We start from the raw sequence: 21,407 nt of genomic DNA, 5'->3' as shown, positions 1-21,407 counted from the left end.
CCTATGCCAACCACCTGACTAAAGTAACCCAAACACTGGATGAAGGAGGCAATAAAGCAGAGATCGATATTACGTATGACAAATACGGTAATATTACTCGCAAAACACTTCCTGCAAACAGCAAAGGACAACGGATGTTCTATAAATACCTGTATGACCGAGACTACAATATGTACGTGGAGCGGGTGGAAGATGCATTCGGCTATCGCTCGGAGATGGAAAACTACGATTACCGTTTCGGTATTCCGTTGACAACCCGTGACATGAACGGTTACACGCTTGAATCTACTATCGACCAGTTTGGACGTGTAGAAACAATAACAGGACCAAATGAACAGGTATTGGGATTACCTTATACTATTAAGTTCGAATACCATCCGCAAATTGTAAAGGATGCGACAGGCATTAAATCGCCTGCCTATGCCGTAACCAAACATTACGATCCGCAGAACCCGACAGACGATCTGGAAACAGTAACATTCACAGACGGTTTCGGTAGAGCCATACAAGTGAAAAAAGACGGTGTGATTACCGAAACCACCAACGGTACCAATCCGGTGGATAAGAAAGTCATGATTGTCAGCGGACGAGCCAAGTTCGACCCGTTCGGACGTGTCAGGGAAGCATTCTATCCTGTATCTGAAAATACGGGAAGCAAGACAGTGTTCAATCCTGTATTCGATGCTGTAACCCCGACCAAATCGGAATATGACATTATGGACAGGGCGGTAAAAACTATCCTGCCTGATAACAGTGAATCGCTGATGGCTTATAGCAAAGACAATAGCAGCCGCACACTGGTAACTACCGTTACGGATGCTATGGGAGGCAAACAATCGACATTTACCAACGGTTCGGGCTTAACTATTAAAACAGAGCAACTTTCGGGACCTGACGGAACGATTATCACACGTTTCGAGTTTGACCCGATTAACCAGTTATTAAAAGCGATTGATAACGGAGACAACGAAACCGTATCGGCTTATGATATGGCAGGTCGTCGTACACAGGTCATACACCCTGCATCGGGAGTAACAAACCTAAAGTACGACAATGCAAGTAATCTGTTGAGTAAACAAACCGCTAATCTGGAAGAAGAAGGTAAGTTTATTACGTATGATTACGAGTACAATCGCTTGTTATCGGTTAACTATCCGAATCATCCTGAAAACAATGTGAAGTACAGCTATGGTAACAAAAACGCTTCACATAACCGTGTGGGACGATTGATGTTACAGGAAGATGCCACCGGAGCACAGGAGTTTTTCTACGGCAGACTGGGCGAAATGACCAAGGTGAAAAGAACAGTGATTATCCCTAATCAGGCGATCGCTTCCTATGTTACCCAGTGGAAATACGACTCATGGAACCGTATCGAGGAAATGATTTATCCTGACGGTGAGAAAATAGGTTATAGCTACAATACTGCCGGATTGCTCGAAAGCATGAAAGGCGAAAAAGCTTATTCTTACAACTATGTGAATAAACTGGGCTATGACAAGTTCGAGCAACGCATCTACATGAAATACTGTAACGGGGCAGAAACCAACTATTCATATGACAACGAGCGTCGAAGGTTGTCTAATCTGATGGTTATTTCGGGTAAAGACACCCGCAAGCAGATTATGAATAACGCCTATTCTTATGACAAGGTAGATAATGTACTGAGCGTAATCAACACCGCTCCTGCACCCGCAACAGGCATGGGAGGGCAAATGAGCCATACCTATAATTATGACGGATTGTATCGTCTTCAAAGTGCTACGGGTACTTATCAGGGAACAGGAACTAAAACAGCGTCCTATACGCTGGAAATGGCATATGACAATCTTCACAACATCACGGCTAAGAAACAGCATATGCAGCAACAGGGCATCCAGTTTGATGGTATCCTTAAAGCCGGTTATGATTTGTCTTATGCTTACAGTAGTGAGAAACCGCATCAGATTGCTAATCTGAAAGATGAGAATTACCGCACGGAAGGTGATGCCGCTAAGGACAAGATTACCAAAGATCATGCCTATGAGTATGATGCTAATGGTAATCTGGTGTATGTAAATACAGCACGTGAAAAACAGGACGGACAGGCGAATGAAAAAGCCAACGAACGCAAACTGCTTTGGGACGAAGAGAACCGTTTACAGGCTATTAACGATAACGGGTTTATCAGCGGTTATTGGTATGATGCCAGTGGAGAAAGAGTCATCAAAACCTCAGGAGACGATGAAGGTATTTATGTAAATGATGTGTTCAGCGGAGGACGTACAGAAACTGCTAACTTTACGGCATATATCAATCCGTATCTTGTAGTCAGTAAAGGCGGACAGTATACTAAACATATTTACATAGGCAGTCAGCGTATCGTTAGTAAACTGGGTGATCTGGATTCTTACGGACAAGATCCACGCAGATTAGAATATGCAGGTTCGGAAGTAGACGGGGCTAAGGTGGATTACAAGGCTAAGTACCAACAAAGCCAACAAACTATCAAAGACCGTTACGCTTATTTTGAAGTGCCTTATTATGGTAAGGATAATGACGATTATGTGAATGGCGGTGGTTTCTGCTGTAATGATACTCCGACAACCCGTTCTTTTGATCCGGGTAAGAATGATAATCCGGAGTTGTACCAGTTTTATTATCACTCGGATCATTTGGGTAGTTCGTCTTTAATTACTAATTTGGACGGTGAAATTGTGCAGCACATTGAGTATGTGCCTTTTGGTGAAGTATTTATCGAGGAACGTAATAATAAGTGGAACACGCCGTTCTTGTTTAATGCCAAAGAGTTGGATGAAGAGACGGGGTTGTATTATTATGGGGCTAGGTATTATGATCCACGCACGAGTTTATGGATAAGTACTGATCCGTTGCAGGAGAAGTATCCGAATATTAGTAGCTATGCGTATTGTATATTAAATCCTGTACGATATACTGATCCGACAGGTATGTGGATTCCAGAGGTTGAATACACAATAAATTCAGAAGGGGAAAAAACAAATGGGCATCTGGTTGTTAGACAAGAAAAGGATGATAATGCAGAGTCGTTATCAAAATTTTTGAACGTTGATATAAAACAAGCAACAAAATTGTACAAATCAATGAACAAGGATAAGGGTGTAATAAAGTTAACAGATGATATATCTGGAGTTTCTTCTATTAATAATGCAATTAAGCATGTTATAGATAATTCTAATAAGTATGATGCATTTTTCACTTCATTAGCAAATACTAATTATAATTGTTGGGAATCTGCAATATCGACATCTAAAGATATTGAACCTGATTATACTAATGTGATGTCTATGGATGATTTTAGAAATAATATCTTGAAGGATTATAGTGATGTAACGGATAATCCTGATAAGTATTCTTTTGGACATACCGTAATTAGATTTGCAAAATCATTTTGGTTATCTCCTTCAAGTGAAACTACGCATGGTGCTATTTACTTAGGCACATCAAGAGACGGAACTATCTATACATGGTCGAAGAATGGTCAGTATAAATCTCCTAAAATTTTTACTTTATCTGAAATAATAAAAAAATATGGAAAAGTAGAAGGATATCGTAAAGAGCCTGGAGGTGGGTATTACAACTATAAATGAATTATTATGAATAAAGTCTGTAAATATATTCTTCCTATATTTTTTCTTATTTTATTATGCTTAAGAATATATTCAAACATTGCATTCGATATATCATTGGCGAAACGAGAAATATTTGTAATGCTGTTATTATGTATTATATTTTTTTATAACAATCGAGTAACGTGGATATTAGGCGTAAGTCTTTTTGCTTATGGAATATATTCTATATATGTTGATAGTTATGCTGCAAGGACTTCAACAACGATGTTATTCACAGTAGCCATTGATTATGCTTTTCCAAATCTCTGTAGTAAAAATGGAATAATTGAAAAAGGCTTAAGACTAATACCAAATTTCTTTTATATTATTGCATTTATATCTTTCTTCTTCAAACCAGTAAGACAATATTATGGATGGAAGATGAAAGGTAATGTATTAGATTAAGAAAATATAATCATTTATAAATAGAGGTGGCTTTCATGTCACCTCTATTATTTTACCTTATATACTACGACGATTATGGGAATGGCGGCGGTTTCTGCTGTAATGATGCTCCGACAACCCGTTCTTTTGATCCGGGTAAGAATGATAATCCGGAGTTGTATCAGTTTTATTATCACTCGGATCATTTGGGTAGTTCGTCTTTAATTACTAATTTGGACGGTGAAATTGTGCAGCATATTGAGTATGTTCGGAGAGGTATTTATTGAGGAACGTAATAATAAGTGGAATACTCCGTTCTTGTTTAATGCCAAAGAGTTGGATGAGGAGACTGGGTTGTATTATTATGGAGCGAAGTATTATGATAGTAGGACGAGTGTATGGTTGAGTACTGATCCGTTGCAGGAGAAGTATCCGAATATTAGTAGTTATGCGTATTGTTTGCAAAATCCTGTTAAGTTTATTATCCTTTTAATTTATAATCTTGACAAAAACAATGTAAGGATTTCCAATCCTCTCTAACAATTCTGCCCCATCAAAGTCTAAGCTGATGGGGCAGAATTATTGTATTTTTTCTATTCCATACAAGAATAAAAATCCCGAACTGTATTAGTTCTATTATCATTCCGATTAATTCAAAAAAATACAACTTAAACACTTTAACAAACCGGCTCTAATTCAGTAATAGCTTCTTCTTGCTCAACTTCTTCATTATCCATATTCTCTTGTTTGCCAATACTGGCGAGTGCATCCTGAATTTTCCGGTCTAAAGCAGCAACTTCTATTTTTGCATCGTTCAGCTCCGTTTCTTTACGCCAGGGTGTACTGACAATATCTTCCATTACTTTTATGTCCTTTTCCAGTTTTTTGATATTCTCTTCATAGTTAGGAATAATAGCAGGGATTTTTTCTAATGCCCGAATAAAGTTTGTAGCTGCAAGTATCGGATCACTGGCCAGATCTCCATTATTAAAGCTATATTTACAAGCTCCTTCTATATAAAAACGATTATATTTATAGCTATCTATCGAATCGGTTTTTACCAGAATATCAAAATTTAGTAATGAGCCGATTTCAGTAAATGCTCCATAGGTATTCATCTTTTTATCAATATTAATTAGTTTTTTTCCGATCTCCTCCAGATTATCATTCCTGTCAAAATTATTGAGTTTGATAGGATTCCCACGAAAACCGTTTTCATTCAAAGGTAGCTTCTCATTGACAATAGCCCAATCGTGATGCATTCCCAAAAGCCTTATCTTATCACTTTCCAAATCCTTTAATAAGTACTGTAACTTTGACTGTGTGTAATGGAGTTGCTTATTATGGCTTTTAAATTCACTTTCCAAAACAGCTACTTTTCGTTCAAGTTTTACTTTCTCCAATAAATCAGTATTGCCCGAAAGAATAGCAACATACTCCGAATAATTCATTGTACCGTCAGAGTCCATCGCTCCCTCATCTATAGTTCTTGTACCCAGAGAATTGGTTTTTAATTGAGTTATAAAGGCTTGTTTATTTTGCAAAAGGTTGAACATATAGGTATCAAGGCTATTTTCTGACGCATAGAGATAATGATCCACTGAATTACCGAGGTATTGCAGAGCTATAAAATTGCCTTTTCGGGCTAAGCGTCCGTCTCTTTGCTCAAGATCCTTTGGTGTCCAGGGCATATTCAGACTATGGCTGGCTACTCCCCTGTCGGGTACATCCATTGCTGTACCCAGACTTTTTGTATGTCCGACAAGAATCCGAATCGTTCCGGCTCGAAATGCTTCCTTGATTTGATCCCGTTGTTTCATGTTCTTGGCTTCCTGAATAAAACGAATTTCATGCGAAGGAATCTTATAATCCTCGACCAACTTTCGCTTCAGTTCTGAATACACATTCCACTTATCCGGTTTGTAAGTACCTATATCAGAGAACACCATCTGAGTCCCTTTTTGCTCATTATACTTATAGTAGAAGTCTGCAATATTTTTAGCCGCCTGAGACAACTTATTATTGGGATGATCGTGATACTTATCAGGATCGATCAGCCGCATATCTATTGCAGCCTTTCGTGCCAGATCTGTAACGACTAACATACGTCCTGATTTAGCTGAATCGTAGTCTTTTGCTCTTCCTATCAATTTCCCCTTGCCTGTTCTTGCAAATTCGATCAGGTTCTTTTGAAATTCGTCCTGTTCGGGGGTTGACTTGGTTGTAAAAAGAACGATATTACTCTCCGGTTTTTCTATGTTAATATCCTTGGCTGTCGTGTAATTGGTTATCTCATTGTAAAAAGTAGCCAACTCCGGTACGTTTTTAAAGAAGCGGAATCTCTCTTTTGACTTTATTTCGTTAGTAACCGTGAATTCAAAATCCGAACTTTTCTTCGCATATACGGCTGCCCATGCATCGAAAGTGCGTATTCCCTGTGCTTCCAATGCTCTTGGGCGAAGGTATTTAAAGATTAAGTACAGTTCCACCAATGAATTACTTATTGTCGTTGCCGTTAAGAATGTCGCACATAAGTCCTTACCTTTTCTATCCTGCATTGTCCTAAGTGCATACAATAAGTTCAATGCCCGCTGGCTACCTTCGGGATCTCCAAGACCTGCCACATTTCTATACCTTGTATCGAACTGAAGATTTTTAAATTCCTGACTCTCATCCAAAAGCAGGTGATCGATTCCCATCGTCTTGAAATCAACAACATCCTCATCTCTGCGTTTTTGCATCTTAGTGAAAATCCATTCTAATCTGGCCTCCAGATTTTCCTGCCGTTTTAATAATCCTTTATACATAGCAGTTGTTGCAGCCTGACTATTAACCCTTTCCCAAACTATTAGATTTTCCGAAATAGAGTCAAGTTCTTTTTGTAATATTTCTTTTTGAACTTCTAATGATTGCGGAATTTTAAAGAACTGTTCATGGGTAAGAATAATAGCATCCCAGTTACTGTTCTGCATCTTGAAGAATAGTTTTTTCCTGTTATGTTTCTTAAAATCATTTTCTGATGGAAATAGAATTTTAGCTGTAGGATAAGCTTTCGTAAAATGATCCGCAATAGCTGTCACATTTGTTTTAAGGCACACCAAAAGAGGTTTATTGACAATTTTCAATCGTTTAAGTTCATGTGCCAGAATACACATAGTAAGAGATTTACCTGTCCCCACCGAATTATCGACAATCACTCCTTCGTTTAAAATGCCTTGCCACACAGAATTATACTGGCTATCATATGGTTTTTTAATTCCCAATTCCTTCAAATGAAGCCCCGGAAATGTCTGGAATAATCCATCGTATTTTGGTATTACACGTGCATTAAACTTACGGTTATACAAGTCTGCTAAGCTGTTTTTAGTATCAATCGATTGTTTGTTAAGCCAATCGGTGAACCCTGAACGAATCTCATCAATCTTGGAATTTGCCTGCTGTATAGCCTCCACATCCGGAATACGGATCTCATTGCCGCTGACATTATACTTACCTGTTCCTTTGGTTATTTTTGGAGTCGTGTTTACCAGGGCATGGTTTAATAGCGTCAAACCGTTTATATCGGTATGGTCTTCGAGTTTAATGGCATATTTCTCCCTGATTTCAATTGTCCGGGGATCGGTTGCCGCAATATTGAAATTATCAATATCTACATAATAGTCTATCTGAACTTCTGTATTGAAAATTTCTGAAGCATACTGGCTATAATATTTTGCAGGCATCCACCGTTCGCCGAGATTAAAATCAAGGTCTGTGAATGCAATGGCTTCAGGGATAGCTTTACGCAATGCTTCCAGGGATATTTTACTTAATTCAATATCCTCTTCCTCAGGGTTGGATTCAATATATTCTTCAATGGCCTCAACCTTAGCTATCACATCTCCGGCTATAAAATTGGCTGAAATCTCATAATCCGATGACAGGGGGTTATAGTAAATTTGGGAAGATAGTTTTGTTATTAACTCGTGCTCTTCCAGTCCTGATACCCCGGACATATATCGCAGGTTCACATAACCATATTCGTTGAGAGATAGTGCAAGTGCTTCATCTGCCGTATCAGCAGAAATTGATTTTTCCGACTCAAAACAAACTGGTTCAGTGAATATATCAGCTAGTTTTTTATAGCCGCTTTCAAAGTATTCGAGTGCCATTATTTCCGGTCCGAACACATCCAAAGAAAGCACATTGTAATTATCCCTGACATTCAGATCACCGTGTTTGTCTGTAAACTCCTTATAGTGCTTATTGAGTTCCTCCCTCAAATTTGGATTTGCAGATTGCTTGTCTGACTCATAGAGATACAATTGCAGGTAAGCATCACGCAAGGAGATATAATCTTTTATTTTCACTATCTGCCCTGCATTGACCTCAATGGGGTTAAATAAAATAATGGTTTTGAACTCATCATTTTCATCCCTTTCTTTCTTATAGGTTAAGTATCCTGCTTGTCGCTTTTCAAAGACAAGAGTCTTATTCTTAAAGTAATCAGCTATATCTCCATTGTAAGGTCTGGGTTCTTTACTGTTTTCAAGAATAGTTAAAGGATCTGTAATATCGCAAATTGAGAGGTCTGAATCTATACTACCGGGCTGTTTATGATTGGATTGTGTCTTTTGTTTCCGACTAATCTGCGTCCTCTCCTCTTCCGGAATACCAAAAAGATCATATAAACTAATTAATGGCTCAGGCTCTCCAATCGATTCGGCTATAACCTTTGGCTTTGATTTTGGTCTTTCTTTCTCTTGCTCCTTTTTTTCTACTTGTTGGTGTTTAGTAAAAAGTGGCTTATCTATTAAAATGCGACAATCCTCTTTTATGATCCTCGATAACTCATCTGCCAGCTCATTCATAGGCTTTTCAAAGTAAAACTCCATTGAAGGCTTACCGTACTGATCTTTTCCTGCCTGAGCCTTCGTATGAATTACACGGCTGAAATCGGTATAGTAGTTATTGATACTGACTCCATTTGGAAATGTTCTCGTTTGGGTAAAAGCTAATTCTCTTGATGTCACTGATTGCTTGGTTGTATTCTTTTGAAGAATTATAAGGTCACTACCGACACAGGTATTGGCAATATCTAAAAATAAGTTATCAGGTAGGCGAATGGCGGTTAACAGATTACAACGACTCATCAGCCTTTGCCTGATCCCTGAATTTTTAACCGAATCCATAACACCCTGAGAGGTAATAAAAGCAATTAGCCCTCCTTCACGTGCCGCATCTACTGCTTTTAGAAAGAAATAGTTGTGAATAGAACTGCATGCCTGCTGGCGGATAGTATCCTTTAAAAATGCTTCGTCAAAAATTCTGAAATCACCGAAAGGGATATTTGAAGTGACCAGATCAAAATAGTTTTCATCGCTTTTATCCAGCGTCTCAAAACCTCTTATATATACTTTAGCATCATTGTGCAATACTTTTAATATCTTACCTGTTATCAGGTCTTTCTCAAAGCAGGTAAACCGTAAGTTTGAATATCTGATAAACCCGTCTAAAAATGCACCTGTTCCTGCACTTGGATCTAAAATACGGACAGGGTTTATTCCACATTCAGATAAGCTGTCTGCAATGCTCTTCGTAACTTCTGTTGGTGTATAAAAAGCAGAAAGGACAGATTTATTCAAACTGTCCTTATAATTCTTAAATTCAATATCCGAAGCTGAATACTCTTTGATTACATCATACAAACGCTGCGTGTCTTCAAAAAGAGGCTGATCCGATTTGCTCCACTTATCAATGTCTTCTGGATTATAACATGGATGGAGAATACATTTTAGACCTCCAAATCCGGAATACCTCCGCAGAATTTCTATTTCATCACTAGTGGGTTTATCTCCCCTTTTTTCCAACTCAAACGCAAGCTGAATAGCAAGTATATTATCTTGCAAATGCTTCTTTTTACTATATCCCATATGGCTGTTATTTTAAATTTCAGCGGCAGGCAAATGATGGGTTCAGGAAATGGCAAGGTTTTTTGGGAAAATACGAGCCTCGCTGAATAAGCGAGGTATGGAGATTTTCCCAAAAACCCGTTAGGGCCCGACCTTGACTTTCCGTACGGAACACATCATAGTTTCGCCGACAGAAATTTGAGATAACAACTTTCTTAACCCGGCTCATTTTATCTGTTTGGAAATAAGTAAAGTCAATCACATATTTGAGCGTATAGTTTAAATAGATATTTCATCATTCCTTTTTCTTTATTGGTATCTTTGTAAATATGAAAAAAATATTAGAACAAGCTATTCATATAGCTGTAAATGCTCATTTCGGACAGGTCGATAAAGCAGATGCTCCCTACATCTTCCATCCATTACGGGTGATGCAACAGGTGAACTCTACGGAAGAAAAAATTCTGGCGATTTTGCATGATGTAGTAGAAGATACCTTTCTGACATTTAATGATTTGATTGATAAGGGAATTCCAAAACACATGGTTATAACCCTGCGATTGTTAACCCGCGAAAAGGATATGCCTTATGAGGACTATATCAGTAAGATCGGCGAAAATCCGGTGGCTACGAAAATTAAAATTGCCGATCTCATAGATAATATGGACGCATCACGGCTAAAACAAGTAGGAGAAACCGATATGGAAAGATTGCAAAAATACAGTCGGAGTCTGAAATATCTTAAATCAGTCTCCACAGAGAAGTAGACACTATTATAGTTTTATATTGTAAGTGAAAATTTGTATTGGTGTAAACGATTGTATAAAATTTTACAATTCATCAAAAAGGACTGCAATAGCTAAATCATAAGCGGCATATTCTTTTACACCCCTTTCAAGCAATTCCCTGTAAATACTAAATGCTTCATCTGATCTCTCAAAAATAAATAAACTGTCATCCACTAATTGCGGATGACAGACTATAAGAAATCTGATTAATAGCGATTCAAAATAAGACATAAAAATTATGTTTTTTGATTTTCATCTTTTATCCGGATATTTGAATCTAGCCCTACAGTTTTGATCCAAGACGATACTTGCATCAAATTTTCGCCCCTCTTTATTCTTAAATCCTTTTATAAACGCAGTAGAGCCGGTTTTAATCAGGGAGATTAATTGATCTTCTGTTAGTACCTTATTACACACATCTCTGAAGAGAACAAAATCACATTTCGAGTAATTGCATTTGGCCATTTTATGACGGATAGCGATTTTTCCTAATTTACATTTCGGGCAAATATAGGTAGGTTCGTTATCAACACCATTTGCTTTTATAACACTGATTATTTCATCGACAGCCTGTTTGGTAATCGAGTAGGCAAAGGGAATCTCACCCTAAGCCTCTCACAGAACCGTACGTGAAGGTCTCCCCTCATACGGCTCTTCTTATTCAGTCAATATACCAGTTACTTACGTTTCCGATTTCTCGGACTGGCAGTGGGTCTAACTCCCCAAGCCCAATGTGCAAACAGATTTGGTTTCGTCAATGCGATATCCCCTAACCGATACACTGTTTTGGTCTTGTGATGTCTGAACCCTTTGAACTTCCCACGTGCCCAACGGACTAACTTGTCGTTTACATTCTGAAGAGCTTCTTTCAATACTGTGGGATTGTATCTCCCATAGTAGTTTATCCATCCCTGAATGACGGGATTTATCTGCTCTGCAATTTGTTCCAACGTGAGTGGCACCCAATAATTTCGATTCCATTCTCTGATTTCCGCCCAAATTTTATGTCTTGCCGCATTACTGATAGCGGGAGAGAAATTCAAAAAGACTTCTCCGTGTTTATCAACACTACGTCTGGGTTTGAACGTGTAACCTAGAAAATCGAACTCAATACAATCGTATTCCAATTCACGATGGTTCTTTTTACAATAAACAATTTTAGTTTTCGTCTCATTGAGTTCCAACTTGCATATTTCTAACCGTTTCTTAATATGTCTTTTGATGAACTCTGCCTGTTTAAGACTGGCACAATGACAAATAGTATCGTCTGCGTATCTTTCGAATGGAATATTCGGATGATTCCGTTTCATCCATTCATCAAAAGCATAGTGCATAAATAAGTTTGCCAATATTGGTCCGATAACTGAGCCTTGTGGGACTCCTTTATCTCTTTGAACCAATGTTCCGTCTTTCAACTGATAAGGGACTGTCAACCAACGTTTGATATACATCATAGCCCATTTGCATGTTATATGTTTTTCAAGGGCTTTCAATAGAAGTTCATGGTCTATGTTATCGAAGAAACCTTTTATATCAAGGTCTACGACCCAATGGAGAAGATAGCTTCGCTCTTTGGCTTTATCTATGGCTCCATGTGCCGATTTGTTCGGACGATAAGCATAGGAATCCTCATGAAAGTGTGGTTCTATAAATGGTTCTATGGTTGAGACAACCACCATCTGAGCCACACGGTCTTCTATGGTCGGTATACCTAACGGGCGTTTCTTCCCATCTGATTTTGGTATTTCTACCAGCTTCACAGCAGAGGGCAAATAGCTTCCCGAACTCATCCGATTCCATAATTTATACAGATTCCCTTTGAGATTCTTTTCGTAGTCCATCAAAGTGATATTATCAACCCCTGATGTTCCTCTATTTGCTTTGACCTTTCGATACGATTCCATAACAAGATGTTTGGAAATTTCAAATGACTTTGCGTTTTGCATTAAATCCTCCTAAATTTTAGTTGTTTAAATTAATTCGCTGAATAAGCCAACCCCTTCGCTCCACTTCCATTACAGAAGCTTCATCGCTACTACAGGCTGGTCTGCCCCTGAATATGGCATTGGTACTCTGATTCTCACAGGTTCTCTGCTTGAATTTCTCCCTTAGCATCCATATCCAGGTTCCCACGTTCCTTGTAAGAGCCTCCATGCAAATCGTGCCATCTCTATACCGTATGCCACCAAAGCAGTAAACAGGTTTCCCTTTGGTTTATCCCGAGCTAAGTCTAGAAACTCGGTTTTGACATAATCTTGAGTATTTCGATACCTCATCAATGGTTCACTTGCGTTCACCTTTTGCACAGTTACCTGCCCGCCTCTTGACGGACTTTTCGGACGTCGCTCACGACCATAGCTCTTTACTAAAGCCGCACGCCGCGGTTTGAAACCTCCTCCTGCAAGGCGGTTCCGAGGGGCCCACCCTCATCTCTCACAAAGCACCGAACTTCTGTTATTCACGCAAAAGTTCGTTCGTGGCACACAAGACCTTTATTCCTCCCATAAATGAGGTGTAATATTCAGGTTTATTCTCTATTTGAAGGAGGGCTTGCTCCCAGCTTCCGGTCATTTCTACATCGGCAATTTGCATCGTTTTTACAATTTTATACAAAGCCATACCCTTCTTTGTGGGCAACAATGTCTTTTTATGACGATCAATATATTCTCTGTTAAACAAGGTTTCTATTATTGAAGCTCGTGTTGCAGGGGTTCCTATTCCACAATCTTTTATCGCCAGACTTAATTCTTTGTCTTCAATTTCTTTCCCGGCAGTCTCCATAGCTGCAAGAAGTGAGGCTTCAGTAAACAACGGCTTAGCTTTGGTAGATTTTTGAAGAAGGTTAAAACTCTCGATAGGAAGGTAATCTCCTTCCTGAAGTGGGGGTAATAAATGATCGGTTTCTTTTTCATCATCATCGTCGGGGTTGTTAAAAACGTTTCGCCATCCTTTTTCTTTTATTATTGAACCTTTAGTTTTAAAGACCATATTATCTAGACTGACTTCTACATCTGTCACATCTTTTAAACAAGGAATACTAAAGGCTTCAAGTATACGTCCGGCTATCATTTCATAAATTATACGCTCATCATCACTGAGCTTATTCGCTTTATTTTCTGTTATAAGCAAAGCATGATGGTCAGTTACTTTCTTATCATCGACTGAACGGGTGTTTAGTTTCATCAAGGTTAAATAGGTCGCATACTGAGAGAAGAAAGAATGAGTTGTCAGTACATCAATTAGTGCGGGAATAGTCTCAAATACATCTTGTGGAATATACTGACTTCCTGTACGTGGGTAAGAAATTAATTTACTTTCGTACAGCTTTTGGGCTAGTGACAATGTTTTATCGGCACTGAATCCGTGTCTTATATTCGCTGTTTTTTGCAGGCTGGTAAGATCATGTAACAGTGGGGCTTGCTGCTTGCTCGCTTTTTTCTCTACTTTGACTACTTTTCCAACTGTATACTTTTTCATTTCTTTAAATAGATTCTCAGCTACTTGCTGGTCTAAGAAGTTTTCTTTATACTGCACCGGAAAAATAACATCTCCTTTTTTTAGCTTGACAACAGCCTGCCAGAAAGGTTCAGGTTTAAAGTTTACATGCTCCGTATATCGCTTACAGATTAAAGCCAATGTGGGTGTTTGCACTCGTCCCAGAGAATTATTTCCATTATCGGTCATGATACACAAGGCTCTGCTGGCATTAATTCCGACAAGCCAGTCTGCCTGGCTACGAGCCTGGGCTGACAAATATAAACTGTCATATGCAGATCCTTCTTTCAGATTTTCAAAACCTGTTTTTATAGCCGAATCCGTCAAAGAGCTGATCCACAAACGGGAGAATGGTTTTCTACATTTGAGGTAATTGTAAATATTCCTAAATATTAATTCACCCTCACGTCCGGCATCCGTAGCAACAATGATTTTACTGCATTTAGAAAATACATATTTAATGACACTCAACTGATTCTTTGCTCCCGGATCTGTCTTATATCCTTTTGTTATCTTAGTTTGTTTGATAACAAGTTTAAAACTACTTGGAATAATTGGAAGGTTATCAATATCATAACTATTCGAGCCATATTCTTCGGGAAGTGCTAAGCTAACTAAATGTCCGTAGCCCCAAGTAACCAGATATCCGTTCCCCTGATAATATCCGTCCTTTTTAACATCTGCTCCTAATACTCGGGCTATATCTTTTCCTACGCTGGGTTTTTCAGCTATTATTGCGATCATAATTGTATGGGATTTATAACTCCCTATATATTAGAATACAGGGAGTTTGATTACTAAATTGTAAATTGAATTTGATTAATTGATAGTCGGGGTATCAGTTGATATGCCAACAATTTCGATTACAGGCTGTTCACCCTGTAGGATAATCTGCAATGTTGCATCCAAGTCCAAATCTATCCCCAAGAGCATTAGGCGAAGGTTTATAGGATTGGTTTTTTCTCCATCTAACAAACGATCTATTTCACCACTTTTTTCAAGTTCATCCCTGTAAATACCAATTCCGGCGAGTTCTTCCCAATTGATGGAGGACTCATCATGCATATGTTTTTTATCTGTATTCATTGTTTGATTTTTTTAAGTGAATGATCTTAACTGATTGATTTACCTGTTCTCTTTTTTTGTTTCTTTTCATCGGCAGTTCCCTGAGATTCACTAGGTGGGCTTTGAGTTGTTTTAACTACGGCCTTCTTAGCTTGATCCGGATTTTGTCTGAAATAATTAATACGTCCGGTTTCTGTATTCAACTTTGCCCATGTAGGAAGAAGTGAGCCATCGGCAGCTTTAGCTCCTTTCACCTCAAGGGGTTTGCCGTCCTGAAGTGTAGCCCGCATAGAGGCGGTAACTTTTACAGTCATTATCGTATCGGGTATAGTTGCTTTAACCTCATCTGTAAAGCCATCCGGGTTCTTACTGCGTTGAACATTACCCGTAACAGGGTGTAGTTTAACAAAACTATCATAGGTCTCACCATTAGTTTTCACCTGATTCTCAACAAATATGGTTTTACCTTCGCTCAATTCTTTACGGTCTTCTTTAGTTAGCTCAACCTGACCCACATACCGTGGAATAATAATCTGGTGCTCGCCTTCGGGTGCATCAGGATTAAAATTGGTAAACGCCAGCTTTCCTGTAACCGGGTCTGCTTTAACATATGCATCTCTTAATTCACCGGTTTGTTTACTGACCATATTTTCAACAAGTATTACTTTACCTTCCTGTAAATCTTTTTGTTGATTCTCAGTTAAATTCACTTCTCCAAGTTTCTTAATATTGGCTAAACCACCTTCAAAGCGGTATGCCACATTCCTTTGATTGGCATCGACACGCAGGTAAGCATTAAATTCCTTACCAGTTTTACCTACCATACCTTCTACATAAATCTCTTTTCCTTCTCTCAGATCTTGCTTTTCATTATCTGTGAGTTTTACCTTGCTGTATTCATCATGAATTGTCACACTGGCTGCACGAACAGCGTTTAAGTCCTTAGTCAAAGGATCGATGCTGATAAACGATGGATGGACTTGATTACTCCTGTCAAAGAGGTCTACAACACGTCCCATATGCCCCGTTGTAAGAAGATTTATCTTATCATCTTCTGAGAAATTATGACCATAAAAAGGCCTGCTAAGCTCCGGTTCTTTTTTAACGCCATGGATATTGAGCGAAACAGAACCATCTTGTTCTGCACGTAGTGAAAGTAATGCATCTATTTTTACAGTCGCTCCTCCCACTTGCATATTCAGGGGAACTAATTGCTTTGTTTTCCAACCTTTTAACATATCGTCCAACAAACCTTTTTGCTCCAGGTATTCTTTTGAAAGACCTAATTCTTTTAATTTATCCCAATTAATCTGGGAAGGATAAAAATTATAAGTTTTATCCGTGTTGTTTTCAGGAATCGTACCCTGTTCGGGTTTTACATCTTTTACTTGCTTTGACATAACATCTTCATTTTTTGGATTATTACTACTGATTAATTTTTGAATTTCCGTAAGACTATTTTTCAATAGCTTAAAGGGTACTTTGAGAATTTCAAATTCAGTCGGGTCTCTGGCCTGACTATAAAAATTCTTGATCGCTGTCACTAAAATGTCCAGTGCATCGGAATTATTTCCGACCTTTAAGAACTCATTCTCATGTTTCTTCTTTGCAGGAACTGTTTTGACTTTACCATCCGAGCTGACTTCCTTGACCGCTTCTACAGATTTATCCTTTTTGTCATACACAAATAGATTTACTGTTTCTTTCATTTTGTCCAATGCAGCCTTGAAGTCAACTCCACCTTTTTTTTCTTTTGTTTTTGCCATAATGTTGATTTTTAAATTCAAACCAAAAATAAGCAACAAAATAGTATAAACAATTGATTAACAACCAATTGACCGCATAAGTCTATATATGTCCTCTTAAGTCACACATAAGAGTAGATGTGTGACATTCTTTTAAGAATTCATAGTATATTTATAGAGAAATAAATAAGAGATTCAAATCATATCATTATGGAAATATTATACAAGGATGTGAAAGCCACAGTAGATGAAAAACACGCTGGAAGTGTAGATTACAAAATAGAAATAAAAGAGAAAGGCACAATTTATCTTAGAAAATGCCAGGCATTATTTGATTACGATATCGTAGAAATACAGCCACATTCATATCAAGGTAAATACGAGGTAAATGATTCAAAGGGAATGACTCAGGAAAAAACAGGGACACTTCATATATATAAAGACAGAAAAGACGTTTTGCTAGAGCAATAGTATGTAGAAATCTAATTTAGAATATTCTAAATTCAACTTTAATTTTTTCTAATCATTTGCAGATGAATAAAACACAAAATTCTATTTATGAAGGTTTATCTAAAATCAGACCTGATATTGCTGCCTTTTATAAAGACGGTCTAGAAATAAGGAAAGGTAACATGTCAACCAGATCTCACATTATCTCACATTATCTACGTGAAATTGAAGGTGGCTTACGCGATATAATGGACTCAAAAAAGGCAAGATCTGATACTGGAAAAACATCTATTTTAAGAGCTTTTGATATGGAAGAAGGTTCTGATTTAGCTGAGAACTATTTAAAACTACAAGGTCGTTTTCATGCTTTAGCACATAGAGACGGGTCAGCTATTAAAGGCCCAAGAGATAATTCTGAAGCAGAAAGAATATGGGATGAATTTGAAGAAATCTTATACCAGTTAGTTGGCTCTTATAATAGCTTATTCGATAGGATAGACACTTTAATTCAGGTGAAAGAACCGACAAAAATCATCTTAGATAGGATAGAAATTTATTCTGCTAATCCTCTACTGGGAAATTATTTATTTACGAACCTTCATCAGATGGGATGGTTAAGACCACTTTGTGATGAAACAGAAGTCTTTAATCCGAATAATAATCCGGAACCCATTAAAGGAGAGAAAGGATACTCAATGCCGATATGGTCGGTACTTCATTATCTGAAATGGGTAAGTGAAAATATAGACATACTTCCATCTGAACGCAACAAAGAAAAAGTATGGGGCATTCTTTTAAAAATAATTGATGATATATCAACATATAGGAAAAATGATGAATGCATATCTAATGGTTCTACCAATAGTTTTATCTATGAACTAATAGTTAAATTACCCACTCAGCTTCTGGTTAAGAAACATTTTAATTATATCAGAGAATTTGCATTAACAGGGATTGGCGGATGGATTAATTATAATTTTCAGGTATTATTCCTCCAACAACTTTTAGGCAAAGCAGATAAAAGAAATTTATTGTTATTTCTGGAGACTCTTTTTGCTTATAATATTAGATGTATTCCAAGAATGGAATTATTTGAAGATGTAGCCGAATCTTATAAAGAAGATGTGAACCTGTTTGATAACATTTATACCCATTTAAGGGAAAGCATCGGAAGTATTGTGGATTTATGCGGTTTCAGTGGTTATAAAATACTATATCGTAATCTATTAAACAGGCTTAATGATACACGTAACTCATACATATCATTTATTGGTGAAAATAAAACATCTCCAATATATAATGATTCCGGTATATCATCTATTGTTTATACTACAAGAGATTATCTATTATTATTACCCGCAGGCATTCATTATAACAAAATAGTAAAATGCCTTTTGGATAACCAAAACAAAGTCATTCGACGAATTGGATATTATATTGTTGGAGAACGATATGATGAACTTAAAGATTTCTTCTGGAGTTTATCTTACAATCCTTATAATGAAGGTGATGCGTCTTACGAATTATATCGTATTTTGAAGCTTAATGCTACTAAATTAAATCTCGGTGAAACAAATCAATTATTGGTTTGGTTAGATATGATTGAGTTTAAACCTGAAGCCACAACTTATGACAAAGCTCTAGTAAAAAAACAATACCTCACTTCATTTACAGATATAGTTAACGATAAAGTCGCCGCTTTTAAAATAGAATGTGATAAGGATTGCCCCAAGGAAGTAAAAGATACGGATTTTATGCCAAACAGTGAATCAACTTTCTCTGGTGTAACATTAGAATATCAAGATTTATCCGAAAAGAGCCTATGTGAGATTTCGGATTATTATATTACAAATAAAAATCCTGAAAATCAAATTCATCCATTTAGGTATTTTAATTATTTAACACCATTGGTCAAAGTTGATTTCAAGAATAATAAGAATAAATATATACTCAATCCTTATGAAATGATCAATGCAGACAGAGATTTTCAGAAAGATTGGCTCTTAGTTATGAATGATTGTATAAGAGATCAACCATCCATATCCATAACCGTTGAATTATTAAAGGTAATTGAGCAATTATTAAATGATGAATTTTGGCTTGGATACAATAATACAGATATTGATAATGACATATACATACATATTTTAGAACAAATATTGTCGTTTTTTGAATCCTTATTAAAAAATAATTCGGCGGGCTGGAATGAACTGATTATAATTGGTTCGATTATTAACATTGTAAACAGCAATAAGAGATTAGATGAAACAATGGTATTGGACACAGCCAATCATAATTACATCCACTCTAATGAGTATCTGCTTACATCGGTACTTATTGTTTATGCATATCAGGTGCACCGTTCTAAAAACGTGACATCTAAAGATTCCGGTTTGGATAAAAGTGTAAAAGGAATTCTTGAAAACAAACTGTCCGACAACTTTCCCAACCCATTTTTTTATTTTGCTTTAACTTCTCATTTAAACTATTTACTATATGTTGAATCAGGATGGGTAAAGAATAATCTTGAGAAGATATTTAATAAAAAAAACAAACCAAACGATGTTGCATCAATAAAAGGATGGCTATTTGTTCGTCCTATGGATCAGGAAGTATTTCGCTACTTAAGCAGAAACAATACCTTTGATTATGTAATAAATGAAAAAGCTATTTTCGGTAGAGAGTTCGTAAGACTTAGTGTTATTAAGATTTGTTCGGCATATATAAATAATATGTTACCACTAGATGTTGACGATCCTTTAATGGATTTAGTAATTAATTCGGATGATAAGGACATATTCCTGGACATGATCATCTACCTAAGCAACGAAAAAAGTAATCCAATACCGTTTCAAAAAATAGAAGTATTATGGAATAAAATCATATTACACTATGCAGGAAAACCAACAGAAGCATACCGGAATTTTGTTGATAACTCCTTCTTTCTTATCGAAATATATAACCCATTGTCCAATACTGTAATTGATATTGTCGAAAAAATGATTTCTATTCCCGGAGAACATAGATTTTATAAATATATCCATCACTTGTTATTACATTTAAAGGATATGCCGGAAAGAGTAGCAGAATTAATAACTCTTCTCATACTTAATGACAACACTTATTCTTCATCAAAAGATATGAAAGAACAAGTTATCTGGCTTTACAAAAATGGTTTTAAAACCGCCGCAACCAATATATGTGAGGCTTATGCCATGAAAGGAAATCAGGAATTGAGGGAAATATATAAGATTTACAAAAAATAAGAATCTAATCAATCCAAAAGCAGATGGTGTTTTCATATAGTTGGTGGAAACGAATTAAGTGATTATACAGAAGTAATTTCATCATAATAAGATTGGATTTGTATTCATCGTTTTAAGATTCAAATACAAGCCAGCCTTATCTGTCATTCCATCAGTGAGAAGTTTCCATAGGATATTACTTCCTAATTGTGCCAATGACGAATTAATAAACAGGTCTTGCTTTTGCAAGGCCTCGGCCAATGAACAGGAAGGTCCGGAGTCCTTCTCTTTAACTTTTTTCAAATTATATCGTTCCGTAATAACGGGTAGTTCTGCAACAGTTTCAAACTTCTTGGACTTAGGCTGATCTATTTTCACTAGTGAACCTAAAACGACTTGTCCTGTTTGTGTCCCATTACCAAAATCCATCCAATAATAGGGTACTAAATAAGGATTTCCATTTTTTTGGTATCTGACGAATTCCTTTAAGCATGTGGAGACTTCCAATCGCGATTTTACATTATCTACACAGGTTAATGTAATATTACAGCTCCGACCTGTTTTCTTATCAAAATTTTCTGGTATAGCGTAAGCGTTCGGGAAAGAGCATCTTGTGAGATATTGTCATGGGCTTTACCTTTGCCAAAAATGCGCGTATTGGTTATCTTAACAAGAGCCCAACGAGCGTTTAGTTTATGTAAAAGTTTAAAACCAG

14 protein-coding genes and 1 pseudogene are annotated in these 21,407 nt (G+C 37.0%); 5 read left to right on the top strand and 10 right to left on the bottom strand.

Features of this window, described 5'->3' with window-relative positions:
* Both G7Y56_RS18725 and G7Y56_RS18720 read left to right on the top strand, forming a co-directional pair.
* Positions 1 to 3,608, top strand: a 3,608-nt coding sequence (locus tag G7Y56_RS18725; RefSeq protein WP_370457715.1) for an RHS repeat domain-containing protein, incomplete at its 5' end; no start/stop codon positions are given.
* 494 nt (positions 3,609 to 4,102) lie between these two features.
* A pseudogene (locus tag G7Y56_RS18720) lies at positions 4,103 to 4,496 on the top strand (RHS repeat domain-containing protein); the annotation flags it as partial.
* Between the two features lie 194 nt (positions 4,497 to 4,690).
* Here the strand turns inward: G7Y56_RS18720 and G7Y56_RS17270 are convergent.
* Positions 4,691 to 9,925, bottom strand: coding sequence for an N-6 DNA methylase (locus tag G7Y56_RS17270; protein WP_165045541.1), 5,235 nt, complete (start codon positions 9,923 to 9,925; stop codon positions 4,691 to 4,693).
* A 308-nt stretch (positions 9,926 to 10,233) separates the two neighbouring features.
* Between G7Y56_RS17270 and G7Y56_RS17265 the strand changes: the two genes are divergently transcribed.
* Positions 10,234 to 10,671, top strand: coding sequence for a GTP pyrophosphokinase (locus G7Y56_RS17265; RefSeq protein WP_165045539.1), 438 nt, complete (start codon positions 10,234 to 10,236; stop codon positions 10,669 to 10,671).
* Positions 10,672 to 10,734: 63 nt separating this feature from the next.
* Here the strand turns inward: G7Y56_RS17265 and G7Y56_RS17260 are convergent, their stop codons facing one another.
* The 7 genes from G7Y56_RS17260 to G7Y56_RS17230 form a co-directional block, all read right to left on the bottom strand.
* On the bottom strand, positions 10,735 to 10,923 hold the full coding sequence (locus tag G7Y56_RS17260) for a DUF1896 family protein (RefSeq protein WP_165045537.1): 189 nt from the start codon (positions 10,921 to 10,923) through the stop codon (positions 10,735 to 10,737).
* 21 nt (positions 10,924 to 10,944) lie between these two features.
* Positions 10,945 to 11,157: a topoisomerase C-terminal repeat-containing protein gene (locus G7Y56_RS18900; protein WP_165045535.1), complete on the bottom strand. Its 213-nt coding sequence runs from the start codon at positions 11,155 to 11,157 to the stop codon at positions 10,945 to 10,947.
* Between the two features lie 212 nt (positions 11,158 to 11,369).
* Positions 11,370 to 12,596 (bottom strand): group II intron reverse transcriptase/maturase, encoded by a 1,227-nt coding sequence (gene ltrA / locus G7Y56_RS17250; protein WP_255498787.1) that lies wholly within the window; start codon positions 12,594 to 12,596, stop codon positions 11,370 to 11,372.
* Between the two features lie 204 nt (positions 12,597 to 12,800).
* The gene (locus G7Y56_RS17245; RefSeq protein ID WP_165045531.1) at positions 12,801 to 12,989 is read right to left on the bottom strand and encodes a hypothetical protein; all 189 of its coding nucleotides are present in this window, start codon (positions 12,987 to 12,989) and stop codon (positions 12,801 to 12,803) included.
* Positions 12,990 to 13,146: 157 nt separating this feature from the next.
* A complete protein-coding gene (locus G7Y56_RS17240) occupies positions 13,147 to 14,931 on the bottom strand; it encodes a DNA topoisomerase 3 (RefSeq protein WP_165045529.1) in 1,785 nt (594 codons plus the stop codon).
* A gap of 75 nt (positions 14,932 to 15,006) precedes the next feature.
* Positions 15,007 to 15,273 carry a DUF4099 domain-containing protein gene (locus G7Y56_RS17235; protein ID WP_165045527.1) on the bottom strand — a complete coding sequence of 89 codons (267 nt, stop codon included), beginning with the start codon at positions 15,271 to 15,273 and terminating at the stop codon, positions 15,007 to 15,009.
* A gap of 26 nt (positions 15,274 to 15,299) precedes the next feature.
* Entirely contained in the window at positions 15,300 to 17,018 is a 1,719-nt protein-coding gene (locus tag G7Y56_RS17230) for a DUF3945 domain-containing protein (RefSeq protein WP_165045525.1), read from the bottom strand.
* Between the two features lie 189 nt (positions 17,019 to 17,207).
* Between G7Y56_RS17230 and G7Y56_RS17225 the strand changes: the two genes are divergently transcribed.
* Positions 17,208 to 17,468 (top strand): hypothetical protein, encoded by a 261-nt coding sequence (locus tag G7Y56_RS17225; protein ID WP_165045523.1) that lies wholly within the window; start codon positions 17,208 to 17,210, stop codon positions 17,466 to 17,468.
* 62 nt (positions 17,469 to 17,530) lie between these two features.
* Positions 17,531 to 20,713: a hypothetical protein gene (locus G7Y56_RS17220; RefSeq protein WP_165045521.1), complete on the top strand. Its 3,183-nt coding sequence runs from the start codon at positions 17,531 to 17,533 to the stop codon at positions 20,711 to 20,713.
* 81 nt (positions 20,714 to 20,794) lie between these two features.
* Here G7Y56_RS17220 and G7Y56_RS17215 read toward each other — a convergent pair whose 3' ends face one another.
* Both G7Y56_RS17215 and G7Y56_RS18505 read right to left on the bottom strand, forming a co-directional pair.
* A complete protein-coding gene (locus G7Y56_RS17215) occupies positions 20,795 to 21,121 on the bottom strand; it encodes a thiamine biosynthesis protein ThiF (RefSeq protein ID WP_255498786.1) in 327 nt (108 codons plus the stop codon).
* A 104-nt stretch (positions 21,122 to 21,225) separates the two neighbouring features.
* Positions 21,226 to 21,407, bottom strand: a 182-nt coding sequence (locus tag G7Y56_RS18505; protein WP_221412564.1) for a hypothetical protein, incomplete at its 5' end; no start/stop codon positions are given.

Origin of the sequence: Dysgonomonas sp. ZJ709 (assembly GCF_011039195.1) — a bacterium.
Classification (GTDB): Bacteria; Bacteroidota; Bacteroidia; order Bacteroidales; family Dysgonomonadaceae; genus Dysgonomonas.
The sequence above is the reverse complement of the archived record's forward strand: the minus strand, read 5'-3'. Positions and strand labels throughout refer to the sequence as shown.